Source organism: Streptomyces cinnabarinus, from assembly GCF_027270315.1.
Classification (GTDB): domain Bacteria; phylum Actinomycetota; class Actinomycetes; order Streptomycetales; family Streptomycetaceae; genus Streptomyces; species Streptomyces cinnabarinus.
In genome coordinates this window covers 1,177,053-1,190,858 of record NZ_CP114413.1, presented here as the reverse complement: position 1 = coordinate 1,190,858, position 13,806 = coordinate 1,177,053, and the positions used below count along the sequence as shown (strand labels likewise).

Genomic DNA, 13,806 nt, shown 5'->3' with positions numbered 1-13,806 from the left:
GACCCCCGCTCTACGACCGACAGGAGAGCCATGCACCCGAGGGCGCCCTTCTGGCGCTCCCGCACCGCCCAGGGGCTCGGCTACGCCGCTCCCACGGCCGTGTTCGTCGCCGTCTTCTTCCTGTGGCCGTTGCTGCTCGTCGGGCAGATGTCCCTCAACGACTGGCCGTTGCTCGCCGGGGACCAGGGCGGCAACGCCCCCGAGAACTTCACCGACGTCACCGACAGCCCCCTGTTCTGGCCGGCCGTCCGCTTCACCCTCCTCTACACCGGGATCGTCACGGTCGCGCTCCTCGGCCTGGCGCTGCTGCTCGCCCTGCTGGTCCAGGAGTCCCGCCCCGGCACCGGCTTCTACCGCACCGTCTACTTCCTGCCCGGCGCCCTGGGGTTGGCCTCCGCCTCCCTGCTGTTCTGGGGCCTGTACAGCCCGACCACCGGCCCGCTCAGCCGCACCCTGGAGAGACTCGGCCTGGTCGACGACCCGGTGTCCTTCCTCGGCTCGCCGACCTCCGCCCTGCTGTCGACGGTCTTCCTCGTGGTCTGGAAGTTCGCCGGGTTCTACATGCTCATCCTGCTCGTCGGACTCCAGCGCATCCCCCACGAGGTGTACGAGGCGGCGCGGATGGACGGGGCGAGCCGCGGCCAGATCTTCCGCCGTATCACCCTGCCGCTGCTGAAGCCGTCCCTCGCTCTGTCGTTGTTGCTGTGCGTGACCGGGTCGCTGCTCGCCTTCGACCAGTTCTTCGTCCTCACCAAGGGCGGACCGGACAACAGCACGGTCACCGTGGTGCAGTTGATCTACCGGGAGGCCTTCCAGCGGCTGAACCTCGGCACCGCGGCGGCCCTGTCGATCCTCGTGCTGGCCGCGCTGCTCCTGCTCAACGCCCTTCAGTTCCGCGGTCTGCGCCGCGTCGACGAGTCATGAGGAGGCGAGTCATGAGGAAGCGAGTCATGTGGGGAGACTCCGTCGTGCTCATCCGCGCCCTCGGCCGGACGCCGTACCACGTCGTCGCCGGAGGACTGGCCGTCATCTTCCTCTTCCCGCTGCTGTGGAACGCCTGGGCCTCAGTCAGTGCCCAGCCCGGCACCGCACAGGAGTCCGGCTACGGCCTCGGCAACTACCGCACGCTGCTGGACTACGACGCCGGACTGTGGCGCTACCTCCTCAACAGCACCGTCGTATCGGCGCTCACCGTCGCCCTGACCCTCGGAGTGTCACTGCTCGGCGGGTACGCGTTCGCCCGGTTCCGGTTCCCCGGCAAGGACCTGCTGTTCCTGCTGACCCTGGCGATCCTCATGGTCCCGTACGCCACCCTCCTCATCCCGCTCTACGTCCTGCTAGGCCGACTCCATCTCCAGAACTCGCTGGTCGGGCTGAGCCTGGTGCTCGCGGTGTTCCAACTCCCGTTCGCCACCTTCATGATGCGGATCTCCTTCGAGGCGGTGCCGCGCGAGCTGGAGGAGTCCGCGCTCGTGGACGGGTGCGGAACGGCGGGTGCGCTGCGCCGGGTGCTGCTCCCGGCGGTGCGACCCGGCCTGATCACCGTGGGGCTGTTCGCCTTCCTCGCGGCCTGGAACGACTTCGTCGCACCACTGATCCTCATCTCGGACAGCGAGAAGGCGCCGCTGCCGCTGGCCGTCGCGAATCTGCGCCAGCAGAGCATGGGCGCCGTCGACTACGGGGCCACCGAGGCGGGCGTGGTCGTCCTTGCCGTGCCCTGCCTGCTCGTCTTCCTGCTGCTGCAACGGCACTACGTACGGGGCTTCATGTCGGGCGCGCTGAAGGGATGATGCGGTGAAGGGCTTTTCCATGGTGCCGGTGGCACCGAGCCGGGGCCGGCTGCGGCCGCTCGGCCTCGACCAGGTACGGATCACCGGCGGCTTCTGGGCCGGGCGCCGGCACATCAACGCGACCGCCACCCTCGACCACTGCCACGACTGGATGGAACGCGTCGGCTGGACCGGCAACTTCCGCGCCGCCGTCGAGGGACGGATCGAACGGGACCGGGGCGGGCGCGAGTTCGCCGACTCCGACGTCTACAAACTCCTCGAAGCCATGGCCTGGGCGGGCGGCCACAGCGCGGCCCCGGCCCTCGTCGAGACCATCGCCGCCGCCCAGGAACCGGACGGCTACCTCAACACCGCCTACGGCCGCCCCGGTCAGCGGCCCCGCTACAGCGACCTCGAATGGGGCCACGAGCTGTACTGCTACGGGCACTTGATCCAGGCCGGCGTGGCCCAGGCGCGGGCCGGGGGCGAGGGCGAGCTGACGAAGGTCGCCCGGCGGGCCGCCGACCATGTGTGCGCCACCTTCGGACCGGACGGCATCGAAGGGATCTGCGGCCACCCGCAGATCGAGACGGCACTGGTCGAACTGGCCCGGCTGACAGGGGAGCAGCGCTATCTCGACCAGGCCGCGCTCTTCGTCGACCGCCGCGGCCACGGCACGCTGGCCGACATCGAGTTCGGCCGCGCCTACTACCAGGACGACATCCCCGTACGCGAGGCCACCGTCCTGCGCGGCCACGCCGTACGCGCCCTCTACCTCGCGGCCGGCGCCGTCGACGTGGCCGTGGAGACCGGCGACGAGTCCCTGCTCGCGGCGGTCGTACGGCAGTGGGAGGCAACCGTCGCCCGCCGGACGTATCTCACCGGCGGCATGGGCGCGCACCACCGCGACGAGTCCTTCGGCGAGGACTTCGTCCTGCCGCCCGACCGCGCCTATTCCGAGACCTGCGCCGGCGTCGCCTCGGTGATGCTGAGCTGGCGGCTCCTCCTCGCCACCGGCGACCCGCGCTTCGCCGACCAGGCGGAGCGGACCCTGTTCAACGTCGTCGCGACCAGCCCGTCCGCGGACGGCTGCTCCTTCTTCTACACCAACACCCTGCACCGCCGTAGCCCCGGCACCGTCCCCCCGGCCGACGCCGAGAGCCCCCGCGCCGAATCGAGCCTGCGCGCGCCCTGGTTCGAGGTGTCCTGCTGCCCGACCAACGTGGCCCGGACCCTCGCCCTGCTGCCCGCCTACCTGGCGACGACGGACGACGACGGCATCCAGCTCCACCAGTACGCGGACGCCGAGATCTCCGCCGACGGCATCGCCCTGCGGCTGCGTACCGACTACCCGGTGGACGGGCAGGTGACCGTACGGATCGACCGCACCCCGGACCACCCGTGGACCCTGTCGCTGCGGGTCCCCGCCTGGACGGAGGGCGCCCCCGCCCGGCTGGTCTCCCCGGACGGCGCCCGTCGGACGGTCGCCCCGGGCACGGCCGCGCTCACCCGCCGCTTCCGGCCCGGCGACGAGATCCGGCTCGAACTGCCCATGGCACCGCGCTGGATCGCCCCCGACCCGCGCATCGACGCCGTACGCGGCACGGTGGCCGTCCAGCGCGGGCCGGTGGTGTACTGCGCCGAGTCCGTGGACCTGCCGGACGGCCACGAGACGGACGCGCTACGGGTCGACCCGTCCACCCGGCCGGTGGACGGGCCGGACGCCACGGTCATCGCCCCCGGCGCACTCGTGACGCCGGACGGGCGGACGGAGCCGCCCTGGCCGTACGGGCCCCTGGACCGGCCCCGCCCGCCCGCCGCCGCGGCCGCCGGCCTCGTCCTGGTGCCCTACCACTCCTGGGCGAACCGGGGCCCGTCGACGATGCGGGTGTGGCTGCCGACGGGCGGTCGGTAGTACCGGGCGTGCGCTACGGCGTCGGCTTCCACCAGGCGCCGGACGCGTCGCGCAGGGTGTTGGTGCCGCAGTGGATCTCGCCCATGCCGAGGTGGTACGTGTACCAGTCATCGACGTACGAGACCTTCATACCGGCGCGGGTGTACGCGGCCGTGACGGCCTCGGTGAAGATGTCCTTGCCGCCGATGACGGGACCCCACTGGCGCGGGGCGAGGTAGCGGTCTCGGGAGAGCAGGATGCCGTTGACAGCGCCCGGGACGTAGGCGCTGGTCGCGACGGTGGGAGCCGGCGGTGCGGCGGAGGGCGCGCGCTCGGCGAGCTGCTGCTGGCCGTACTTCCGGGCGGCCTCCGGGTCGCCGCTGCCACCGAGGCGGCGGAGCAGCGGCATGCGCGTCGTCTCCTCGCTGTCGCCGACGATGCCCCGGGTGTAGAGGGCGGGCACCCGGACGATCTCCTCGTCGGTGACGCCGGTCTCCCGCTTGAGGATGTCCAGGTTGGCGGCGATCTTCTTGGCCGCCATCTCGTTGTCGGACACCAGGTATCGGGAGGCGAGGGCCTCGTCGATGGTCTCCGTGGGGGAGAGGGTGCCGTCGAAGCCGGGGACGGAGAACATCTTCTTCGCGCCGTTGCCGTCGCGCTGCGCGTCGCGCAGGAGCTGAAGTCCGGCCTGCGGGTCGGCGATCCCGATCCGCCAGCCGCGCGGAGTGTCGGCGGGCAGGAACTGCACGAACTCGTCGACGTGCCCCACATGCAGCCAGGAGGTGTCCAGCAGGAGCGGGTCCTGGAGTCCCTGGGACTTCAGCAGGGTGCGTATCTCCTTCGAGGGGCGCACACCGCTGCCGTCCTTGCGCTCGCCCATGATGTTCCGCCCGGCCGGGAACGAGCGGCCGTTGTGCGTGTAGGGCGGGATGGTCTCCAGGTTGCCGAAGGAGTTCAGGGTCTCCCAGCCCTGCATGTCCCGGCCCTTGGCCTGCACGACGCCGACGTTCGGGCCGCGCAGCTTCTCGTACAGCTCGCGGCCCGCCTCGCGGTCCTGGGCGGAGCGCAGCATCACGCGCATCGTCCGCTGGCGTCCGTCCGGACCGGTCATGTTGAGGTAGGCGGGCTCGACGAAGTCCTGGGCCCAGATGTCACCGTACTTCTCGAAGGTCACCAGCGGCTTGGTGATCCCTGCCGCCTTGCCCTCCTTCTCCAGGTTCTTGACGAACGCACGCTGCCGCTTGGCCCAGGGCTCGTTGCCGGGGACCTTGGTGACCAGCAGCTGCTGGGTGTTCTGCAGGGCGTGATGGGTGAGCAGCGGGGCGGCGCGCAGGGTGACGGTGTCGGAGGCGGTGCCGGAGGAGGAGGTCACCTTCAGCCGGATCGAGACGCGTCCGTCCCACTTCGCGCTGTCGCGGATCACGTCCTTGCCCTCGACGCCGAACTCGACCCCGGCGCGCAGCTCGGCCCGCGTCAGCCGGGTCTGGGCGGTGACCAGTTTCCAGGCGCCGTCCCGCTTGACGAAGACCCTGCTCTGCGCGGCCCCCTTGGTGACCTTGACGCTGCCCTTGGCGTCGGACGGCAGGTTCCGCATCGGCACGGAGCGGACCCGGGCCAGATCGGCGGCGTCGGCGCGGCCGTTGACCTTCTGGTCGGTGGCGTCGTTGCAGCCGATCAGCTTGGCGTCGGAGAGCGGGCGGCCGCCCGGACCCGTGGTCGCGCACCGCTTGCTGTCGTCGTCGATGTTGGGCAGGAAGACCGCTCCCCGCCCGACGGCCCAGGTGTCCTCACCGGCGGTGTCGGTGCCGCCGGTCAGGTCGACCCGGCCGTCGCGGTCGACGTCCGCTCTCAGGTCCACGCTCAGCGGCTCCTCCGCGGAGGCAGTGGCCGGAGGCGCCAGCACCGCTCCCGTCGCGGTGAGGGCCAGTACCGCCCGTGCGGCGTGTTTCGTACGCACATCGCGTCCTTTCGTTCCGTGCGGTTGTCCCCGCTGCTGGGGATGAGGCGGAACGGACGCTGTGCGTTGGCTGTACGGGACGAACTCATCCTTGATGATGACGAAGTGGGTGTCCGATTATCGCCGTTCCGCGTTAATTGCCTGGACTGAAACCGCCCTTGACGGGACACTTCCGACTTCCGACCGACGGGAGTGTCATGGGGACAACAGAGACGCGAGGGCCCACGCCGGGCAGGAGCGCGGTCGTTCTGGCGCTCCGCCGCTACGGCCGGGAACTGCTGCGACTACGACGGCTCGCCATCCCCGCGATGCTGCTGCCGGCCATCGGCAACATCGGCACCCGCTACGTCGCTCCCCTGCTGATCGCCAAACTGGCGGCACAGGCAGCCGGTGACGGCGGTGTCACCCTCAACTCGGCACTGCCCTACGTGCTGGGCTTCGCCGTGACGCTGCTGCTCGCGGAGATCGTGTGGCGGATCGGGCAGCACTGCCTGAACCGCGTGGACGCCCTCGGCATGGAGCACCTCTATGTGAGCGGGATGGATGAACTCCTTGCCCAGGACGCGGCGTTCTTCCACGACAACTTCGCCGGCTCGCTGACCAAACGGGTGCTCAGCTACGGCAAGCGCTTCGAGGACTTCGTCGACACGGTGACGTACCGGATCGTGGGCAGTCTCGTCCCGCTGGCGTTCGGTGCCGTGGTGCTGTGGAGCTATGAACCGATGCTCGTGGTCGGCCTCCTGGCGATGATCGCGCTGACCGTGGTGGCCGCGACGCCGCTGATCCGCCGTCGGCAGCGGCTCGTGAACGACCGTGAGGCGGCGATGGCCCGGGTCTCCGGCCATGTCGCCGACAGCCTCATGAACATGGAGACGATCCGCGCGTTCGCGGCCGAGCGACGGGAGGCCGACGAACACCGCAGCCGTGTCGCGGACTCCCGGCGCCTGACGCTGAGGTCGTGGGACTACGGCAATCTGCGCGTCGACACGTTGGTGGCCCCCATGTCCGTGCTGACCAACGTGCTGGGGCTGTTGGTCGCCATCGCCTTCGGCGGTTCGGGCCAGGGGGTCGAGGAGATCGTCGTCGCCTTCACCTACTACTCCAACGCCACGCAGATCATGTTCGAGTTCAACCAGATCTACCGGCGTCTGGAGAGCTCGATGACCGAGGCCGCGCAGTTCACGGAGTTGCTGCTGGATCCGCCCACCGTGCTCGACCCGGCGAAACCCGAACCGCTCGCACCGCGGGACACCGGCATCTGCTTCGAGGCGGTGACCTTCGCCCACGCGGGTGCGACCCCGATCTTCCAGGGGCTCGACCTGGACGTGCCCGCGGGCGCGCGGATCGGTCTGGTCGGCAGGTCCGGCGGCGGCAAGACCACGCTCACCCGGCTCCTGCTGCGCATGTCGGACATTCACGACGGGCGCATCCTGATCGGCGGTCAGGACATCAGCCGGCTGCGCCAGACCGTTCTGCGCTCACTGTTCGCCTACGTCCCGCAGGAACCCGCCATGTTCCACCGCAGCCTGCGGGACAACATCGCCTTCGCCCGGCCCGGCGCCACCGACGCGGAGATCCACGCGGCGGCCGCGGCCGCGCACGTCACGGAGTTCGCCGAACAACTCCCTGATGGCTTCGCCACCTTGGTGGGGGAGCGAGGAGTCAAACTCTCGGGCGGTCAGCGTCAACGCGTCGCCCTGGCCAGGGCGATCCTGCGTGATGCGCCGATCCTCCTGCTCGACGAGGCGACCAGCGCGCTGGACTCGGAGAGCGAACTCCTCGTCCAGGACGCCCTGTGGCGGCTGATGGAGGGACGCACGGCCCTCGTGGTCGCCCACCGCCTGAGCACCGTCGCCGGCATGGACAGTCTCGTCGTCCTCGACCGCGGCAACGTCGTCGAGCAGGGCACCCATGAGCAACTCCTCGCGGTGGAGGGCGCCTACGCGAAGCTGTGGCGGCACCAGTCGGGCGGCTTCCTCGGTGAGAGCACCGAGGAAGCCCTCGAAATCCCTGGACACACGGGACCACCCAGCCAGGACCGGCACTGGCTGGGCAACCTCGCGGAGCCCTAGACGGCCCGCTCCGGAACAGGATCCGGGGATTGCGGGTGCTCTGGATCATCGGCCCGGGAAGCGGCACGCAGCGCCGCTTCGACCCGGCGGTTGCTGGTCATGGTCGCGGTGACGGCGGTCATGGCCAGCAGGAGGCCGGCGGCGGCGTAGAGCGGGGTGCGGATGTCGTAGGCGGTGGCCAGCCAGCCGCCGAGGAAGGCGCCGATGGGGGCGGCGCACATGGCGAGCATGCGGGAGGTGGAGGCGACCCGGCCCATCAGGTGGGCGGGCACGATCGCCTGGCGGAGGGAGGGCCCGAGCACCATCGTGGCGCCCATACCGGCCCCGCAGACGGCGAGCGCGAGGCCGGCGACGTACGGGTTCGGGGCGGCGGCCAGCCCCAGGACGGCAAGCCCCTCGACTGCGGCCGTGCAGGTCAGCGCGGTGCCGGTGCCCAGTCGTCGGCCGAGGTGGGAGGCGATGGCCGCGCCGAGCAGACCGCCGGTGGCCTCCGCGGTGAGGAGCAGGCCGAAGCCGAAGGTGCCGATGCCGAGCCGCTCGTGCGCGAAGAGGGCCAGGACGGTCTCCACGGCGAGGAAGGCGATGTTCCCGACCGCCGGGCGCAGCGCGAGCCCGAGCAGCAACCGGTCCCCGAAGACGTACGAGGCCCCGGCCCGCGCTTGCCGCAGCAGTGACTCGCGGATCTCCGGCATGGGCCGGGGCATCGCGGGAAGCGACCGGACGAGCAGTGCGGACAGTGCGAACGAGACCGCGTCGGCGAGCAGCGGCACCGCCCGCCCGAGCGCGAGCAGGGCACTGCCCGCCGGCGGCCCCGCGAAGCCGGACATGGCTGTCTGGGCCCCGCGCAGGCGGGAGTTGGCGCGCTCCAGGAGGGCGGGGTCACGGCCGAGCAGGTCCGGCAGATAGGCCGTGGCGGCCGTGTCGAAGAAGAGCCCGCCAAGGCCCAGCAGGAAGGCGACAGCCGCGAGCAGCGGGATGCTCAGCACGTCGAGTCCGGCGGCGGCCGCCGGTATCGCGAGCAGCGCCGCACGCGCCGCGTCCGTGACCCACATGGTGCGCCGGCGGTCCCAGCGGTCCACCAGCGCGCCGCCGAGCACCCCGAAGAGCAGCCACGGGAGCGTTCCGGCGGCCGTGACGACGGCGAGCGCCATCGGATCGCGCGTCAGCGTCAACGCGAGCAGCGGCAGCGCGGCGTGCGATACGCCGTCACCGAGCGAGGACACCGTCTGCGCGGTCCACAGCCGTCCGAACCCGGTCGGCAACTTTCGTATGTCTGACGTCACTTGGTGTCCCCCTCGGCCCGCCCGCGCGATGCCGGGTGGAACAGGGCGAAGACCAGTGACGCGTCCGGCAGCGACGGATCGGACAGTGCCCGGTACTCGTCCGCCAGCGCCTCGAGCCGCGCCCCCAGCTGGGCGAACTGCTCCTCGGTGAGCCGCAGATGCGCCATCCGCACATGCCGCTCGCCATTCGCCGCCGACGCCTCCAGGTCGGCCACGGCATGCCGCATCAGCACATCCGGGCCTCCCTCACCCGGATCCGGCAGCACGATCGCCCGTGCGGCCATGGCGTAGTACCGCTCGGTGACCCCCCGCACCTTCCTCGTCCGCACCACCTTCACCAGACCGGCCCGTTCCAGCAGCCGCACGTGATAGCTCGAACTCCCCTTCGCCAGGCCCACCCGCTCGGCGACCTGCGTGATCGTCGCCGGCTCGAAGCGGAGCACGGCCATGATCCGGTGACGCGTGAGGTTGGAAACGGCGCGCAGCTGTTCGTCCGTGGTGACGTGAAACGTCTCTGGAAGATCATCGGTAGGCATGCGAGCAATGGTCAACGACTCTTGACCATTGTGCAAGGGGGTTTCGCGCAGGTCCTGAACCAAGATCGTTTCGGGGCGCGACCACCGCCCGGACTCCACAGGGTGGCGTCCGGGCGGTACGGGGGGTCTGTCACCGAAGTGGCGGCGGCTGCGCGGTTACTGCGTGGACTTGTAGTACACGGCCTGGTACGCCCGCACGACCGGCGCTGTCCGATCGGCATAGGACGACCACGAACCGGAGTTCTTGATTCGGGCGCGATAGGTGCCGTTCTTGTGGCTCTTCAGCGCGGTGTGGCTGATCTCCTTGTCTCCGCTGTCGTTGTACTGGAGCTTGTGCTGCGCACTGATCCACGTTCCGGAACTCGCGGAGACCGTCGAGTCGTCGTAGGACGAGACCGCTGTCCAGTCCGTTCCCATGGCCGACTTGCTGGGAGTCACGGGAAGATTGTCGAGGAAGTCGCTGCCTTGAGCCATTTGCTTGCACTGCGCCGGGAAACCGTAGGCCGCGTTGCACAGGGCGAGTTGACCACCGCTCGCCCCATTGTGCGGCGTGCCGAGTGTGACAACGTCCTCGATATAGAGGTACGGCGGAAAGCCGTCGGTGCCCTTCTTGACGTGGTACAGCGCGGCGCGGACCACGAGGCCGCCCATGGAATGAGCGACCACGTCGACCTTCTGGCCGCCGTACGGGGCGCTGGAGTAGGAGTTGTAGACGCGGTTGGCGAAACTCCTGGCTACCGCCGTGAGGGACGTGTCACGCGTCCCGTAACCACCTGAGTCCTTGTACCTCCAAGTGCAGCCGTCCGAACCCGACTTGTTCTTGTAGTAGCTGTACGTTTTCAGCTGGCTGTCCGTATACCTCTTCGACTTGAAGTAGTTGATCGCGCTCGACCAGTATTCCCGGCAGTTGGTCGCTGCCGTGCCGTCGGGATCGAATCCGTGCACAAAGATCACTGTGCCGCGGCCGTTCGACCGGGCCGGCGCGGCGTTTGCCGGGGCCGCCGCCACGAATGCGATCGCCATGGCGAGAAGTGCGCTGAGGAACAGCTTGGTTGAACTTCGGGCTCTTCGCATAGCCCTACCCCTCCAGGTAATCGGGTTGAATTCCACACTGGGGATTTCCCCGTCGGACGTCCCGGTTCTGGACACTAGGCGGCGGGACCCGTGATGGGCATGTCACGCGAACGCGTGACAACGGGGCGAGATGCCGCGCGCACCTCCCGTCGCCCGCGCTCGGTGACTTAGGTTGAGCGGCGGGTTCCATCGGGACCCGGGGGTAACGGGGGAGACACCATGAGGACTGCGGCCGAAGCCGTCATCTGGCCGGGCGGAGGCGGAAGTTCGCCCGATGGAGGGGGGAGTTCGCCCGATGGGGGCGGCGGGTTACCCCTGGGGGCCGCCCAGCACCAGCTTCAGCGCAAGTCCGCAAGGCTGTCCGCGGTCCTGAGGGCGACCAGCGCTGTCGGAGCGGCCCTGGTCGCCGTGGTCGGCTTCGCGCCGCCCGCACGCCCGGTCTGGGTGACGGTCGCTGTCGTCGGACTGCTGGTGTGGAGCGGCCTGTTCACCGTGGTGATGTTCAGGCCGGGACCGCACCCCTGGCTCTGCGCCGCTGACACCGTCGTCGTCGTGGTGCTCTGTCTGGCACACGGCAGGCTCGTCCCGGCCGAGGTCCTGGAAGCGTCAGCGGGCTCCGGATGGATCGACATGGTCGCCGGCACAGGCGTCTTCATCGCCCAGTTCACGCTGCGGCAGCCCTGGGCGATGGGCGCGGCACTCGCCATCGCGGCGGCCCACGCGATGGGCGCCGGGTTACGAGAGGCCTCCGTCGTCCTGGTGCTCCAGGGACTGCTCGCCGCCGCTGTCGCGGTGCTGCTGCGCCATGGAGCGCGCAGGGCGGATCTCGCACTCGCCGAGGAGGCGTCGGCGCGTGCGTCCGCGCGGGCCCGGTCCGCCGCCCGCGCTGATGAACTGGACCAGCAGCGACTGCTGCACGACACCGTGCTCGCCACGCTCACCATGGTGGGTACCGGCAGCATCACCCGTGACTCCGCCGCGCTGCCGGAACGGGCCGGGGCCGACCTGGCCGTCATCGAAGCCCTGCGGGCGCACCCCGGCGTGGCACGCGGCGTGGCGCACCATCCCGCACCGCTGGATGTCGCGCTGCGCACCGCCGTACTGACGCGCCACGTCGGCCTTCCACCACTGGACATCGAGTTCGACGTGCCGCCGCTGGACCTCCCCCACGAGGTCGTGGCCGCCTTCTCGCAGGGAGCCGCCGAGGCCCTGGCCAATGTGGCCCTGCACGGGGACACGCGCGCCGCCCGGGTCTCGGTCCGACGCGTCGGGCAGGGCGCCACCGTCGAAGTCCGCGACGGCGGAGCCGGGTTCGACCCGGCGGCTGTTCCTCCTCACCGGCGCGGTCTGCGGGAATCGGTCCACGGCCGGATGCGGGCCGTCGGCGGCAGCGCCCGAGTGGTTTCGTCCGCCGGGGCCGGAACCCGGGTCGTGCTGAGGTGGGAACCATGAGCGCCGGCGTCGTCAGAGACATGGTCGCCTCGCGCTTCGCCACAGCCGTCAATATCGGGGTAGTGGCGATCGTCGGCATCTGGCACCTGGGTCTGGACACGCTGCTGATCCTCAGGAACTGGCCGACGTACGAGCCGCAGGCCGCCGTCGCGGGCGCCTGGCTGGCCCTCGTGGTGATCCAGACCGCCGGTTCCGTCCTGCTGCTGCGCTCCGCGCTCGGCGCACGCACCGCGCGGCTGCTCGCGGGGGCGGCGCTGGCCGCCGGTGTCGTCGCGACCGCCACGTACGCGCCGGGTGAGGCGATCGGTGACGCGAGCTGGGCGTGGAACACCGTGGGCTGGTTCGGCGTACTGCTGCTGATGCAGCGCCCGCTGTGGGAGCTGATCACCCTGCTGGTCGCGAACACGGCTGTCACGGTGGGCTTCCTGGCCGCCGACGGCGCGCTCGGCCATGTCACCGTCTCCCGTCTGCTGGCAGCGGTGTACACCACCGCCGGTATCCAGCTCACTTTCGCGTACCTGGCCCGGCAGCTCAACAGCGGTGCCAGGGAAGCCACCGAGGCCGCCGCGGCACACGCGGAGCACCTCGCCCGGGCCGCCGCCGACGAGGCCGTGCACGCCGAACGCCGGCGTCGGTACGAGCATCTGCGCGGCCGAGTGGAACCGCTGCTGCGTGGTCTGACGGAACGCCGGCTGGACCCGGGCGACGCCGACGTACGCCAACGCGCCGCCGTGGAGGCGGCACGCCTGCGGAGGCTGTTCGCGGAGACGGACGACACCCCGCACCCGCTCCTGCACGAACTCCGCTCCTGCGCCGACATCGCCGAGCGGCGCGGCGTACGCGTCACCCTGCTGAGCTACGGTGACCTGCCCGAACTGCCGACACCCGTCCGCCGGGAACTCACGGAAGGTGCCCTGCTGGTCCTGGCCGCCGCGGCCACCGAGGCACGGCTCACCCTGCTGGCGACACCGGAGGAGGTCGCGGTGAGTGTGGTGGCCGACGCCGCGCCGGGGACGGTCGTGCAACCGCCGGGCCCGCTTGCCGTGTCCTTGCTCTACGACCAGGAGGGGGAGCAGCTGTGGTGGGAGACCCGATGTCCGGTGGGACCGGCTCGCTGACCGTTGCCATCACCGACGATCATCCGGTCGTCATCGAAGGCATCCAGACCTGGCTGTCCGAGGAACCGCGCATCTCGGTGGTGTACACGGGCGAAACGGCCGATGTGCCGTCCGGCGTCGCGGATGTCCTCATCCTCGATCTGAATCTGCACGGCAGAATCGTCATCGACACGGTCGCCGCGCTGGCCGCGGCGGGCCAGCGGGTCATCGTCTTCTCGCAGTTCACCGAGCAGCGCGTGGTGCTCGAATCGCTGGAGGTCGGAGCCTGCGAGTTCGTCGCGAAGAACGAGGGACGGGTGCACCTGGTGAACACGGTGCTGGCGGCGGCGGGAGACAGGCCCTACGTCACACCGACGGCCGCGGGTGTCCTGGTGGGTGATCGCGGCGCGAACCGGCCCCAGCTGTCCTCGCAGGAACGCACCGCGCTGCTGTGGTGGTTCCAGTCCATGTCCAAGGCCTCGGTCGCCCGCCGCATGGGTGTGTCGGTCCACACCGTGGACGTGTACATCCGTCGGGCAAGAGTCAAGTACGCGCAGGTCGGCAGAGAGGCGCCGACAAAGGCGGACATGCTGGCCCGCGCGATCGAGGACGGCTTGGTGAAGCCCGACGACATCACCGGCTACGAGTCGGCCGCGGCCGGCGGCTGATGGC

11 protein-coding genes are annotated in these 13,806 nt (G+C 70.5%); 7 read left to right on the top strand and 4 right to left on the bottom strand.

The features are described 5' to 3' along the window. The first annotated feature begins 30 nt into the window (after positions 1-30). From STRCI_RS05360 to STRCI_RS05350, 3 genes are read left to right on the top strand one after another with little or no spacing between them, the layout of a single operon-like run. Positions 31-924 (top strand): carbohydrate ABC transporter permease, encoded by an 894-nt coding sequence (locus STRCI_RS05360; RefSeq protein ID WP_269657675.1) that lies wholly within the window; start codon positions 31-33, stop codon positions 922-924. 44 nt (positions 925-968) lie between these two features. Beyond that, positions 969-1,790, top strand: coding sequence for a carbohydrate ABC transporter permease (locus tag STRCI_RS05355; protein WP_336298847.1), 822 nt, complete (start codon positions 969-971; stop codon positions 1,788-1,790). 19 nt (positions 1,791-1,809) lie between these two features. Then, the gene (locus STRCI_RS05350; RefSeq protein ID WP_269664491.1) at positions 1,810-3,684 is read left to right on the top strand and encodes a glycoside hydrolase family 127 protein; all 1,875 of its coding nucleotides are present in this window, start codon (positions 1,810-1,812) and stop codon (positions 3,682-3,684) included. A gap of 13 nt (positions 3,685-3,697) precedes the next feature. Here STRCI_RS05350 and STRCI_RS05345 read toward each other — a convergent pair whose 3' ends face one another. Beyond that, positions 3,698-5,620 (bottom strand): protein-arginine deiminase domain-containing protein, encoded by a 1,923-nt coding sequence (locus STRCI_RS05345; protein WP_269657673.1) that lies wholly within the window; start codon positions 5,618-5,620, stop codon positions 3,698-3,700. A 197-nt stretch (positions 5,621-5,817) separates the two neighbouring features. Here STRCI_RS05345 and STRCI_RS05340 point away from each other — a divergent pair, with 197 nt between their 5' ends. After that, a complete protein-coding gene (locus STRCI_RS05340) occupies positions 5,818-7,692 on the top strand; it encodes an ABC transporter ATP-binding protein (protein ID WP_269657672.1) in 1,875 nt (624 codons plus the stop codon). Here the strand turns inward: STRCI_RS05340 and STRCI_RS05335 are convergent. The 3 genes from STRCI_RS05335 to STRCI_RS05325 all read right to left on the bottom strand — a co-directional run bounded on the left by STRCI_RS05335 (position 7,689) and on the right by STRCI_RS05325 (position 10,534). Continuing rightward, on the bottom strand, positions 7,689-8,975 hold the full coding sequence (locus STRCI_RS05335; RefSeq protein WP_269657671.1) for an MFS transporter: 1,287 nt from the start codon (positions 8,973-8,975) through the stop codon (positions 7,689-7,691). The genes STRCI_RS05340 and STRCI_RS05335 overlap by 4 nt on opposite strands. Beyond that, complete coding sequence (locus STRCI_RS05330; RefSeq protein WP_269657670.1) at positions 8,972-9,511, bottom strand: ArsR/SmtB family transcription factor; 540 nt, start codon at positions 9,509-9,511, stop codon at positions 8,972-8,974. The genes STRCI_RS05335 and STRCI_RS05330 overlap by 4 nt, the downstream gene beginning before the upstream one ends. A gap of 156 nt (positions 9,512-9,667) precedes the next feature. Further along, a complete protein-coding gene (locus tag STRCI_RS05325) occupies positions 9,668-10,534 on the bottom strand; it encodes an alpha/beta hydrolase (protein WP_269657669.1) in 867 nt (288 codons plus the stop codon). Between the two features lie 270 nt (positions 10,535-10,804). Between STRCI_RS05325 and STRCI_RS05320 the strand changes: the two genes are divergently transcribed. Genes STRCI_RS05320 through STRCI_RS05310 form a run of 3 tightly spaced genes read left to right on the top strand, consistent with a single transcriptional unit; the run spans position 10,805 to position 13,802 of the window. Then, positions 10,805-12,037 (top strand): sensor histidine kinase, encoded by a 1,233-nt coding sequence (locus tag STRCI_RS05320; protein ID WP_269657668.1) that lies wholly within the window; start codon positions 10,805-10,807, stop codon positions 12,035-12,037. Beyond that, entirely contained in the window at positions 12,034-13,155 is a 1,122-nt protein-coding gene (locus STRCI_RS05315) for a hypothetical protein (protein ID WP_269657667.1), read from the top strand. Before STRCI_RS05320 ends, STRCI_RS05315 begins: the two co-directional genes overlap by 4 nt. After that, entirely contained in the window at positions 13,131-13,802 is a 672-nt protein-coding gene (locus tag STRCI_RS05310) for a response regulator transcription factor (RefSeq protein ID WP_269657666.1), read from the top strand. The genes STRCI_RS05315 and STRCI_RS05310 overlap by 25 nt, the downstream gene beginning before the upstream one ends. Positions 13,803-13,806 lie beyond the last annotated feature (4 nt).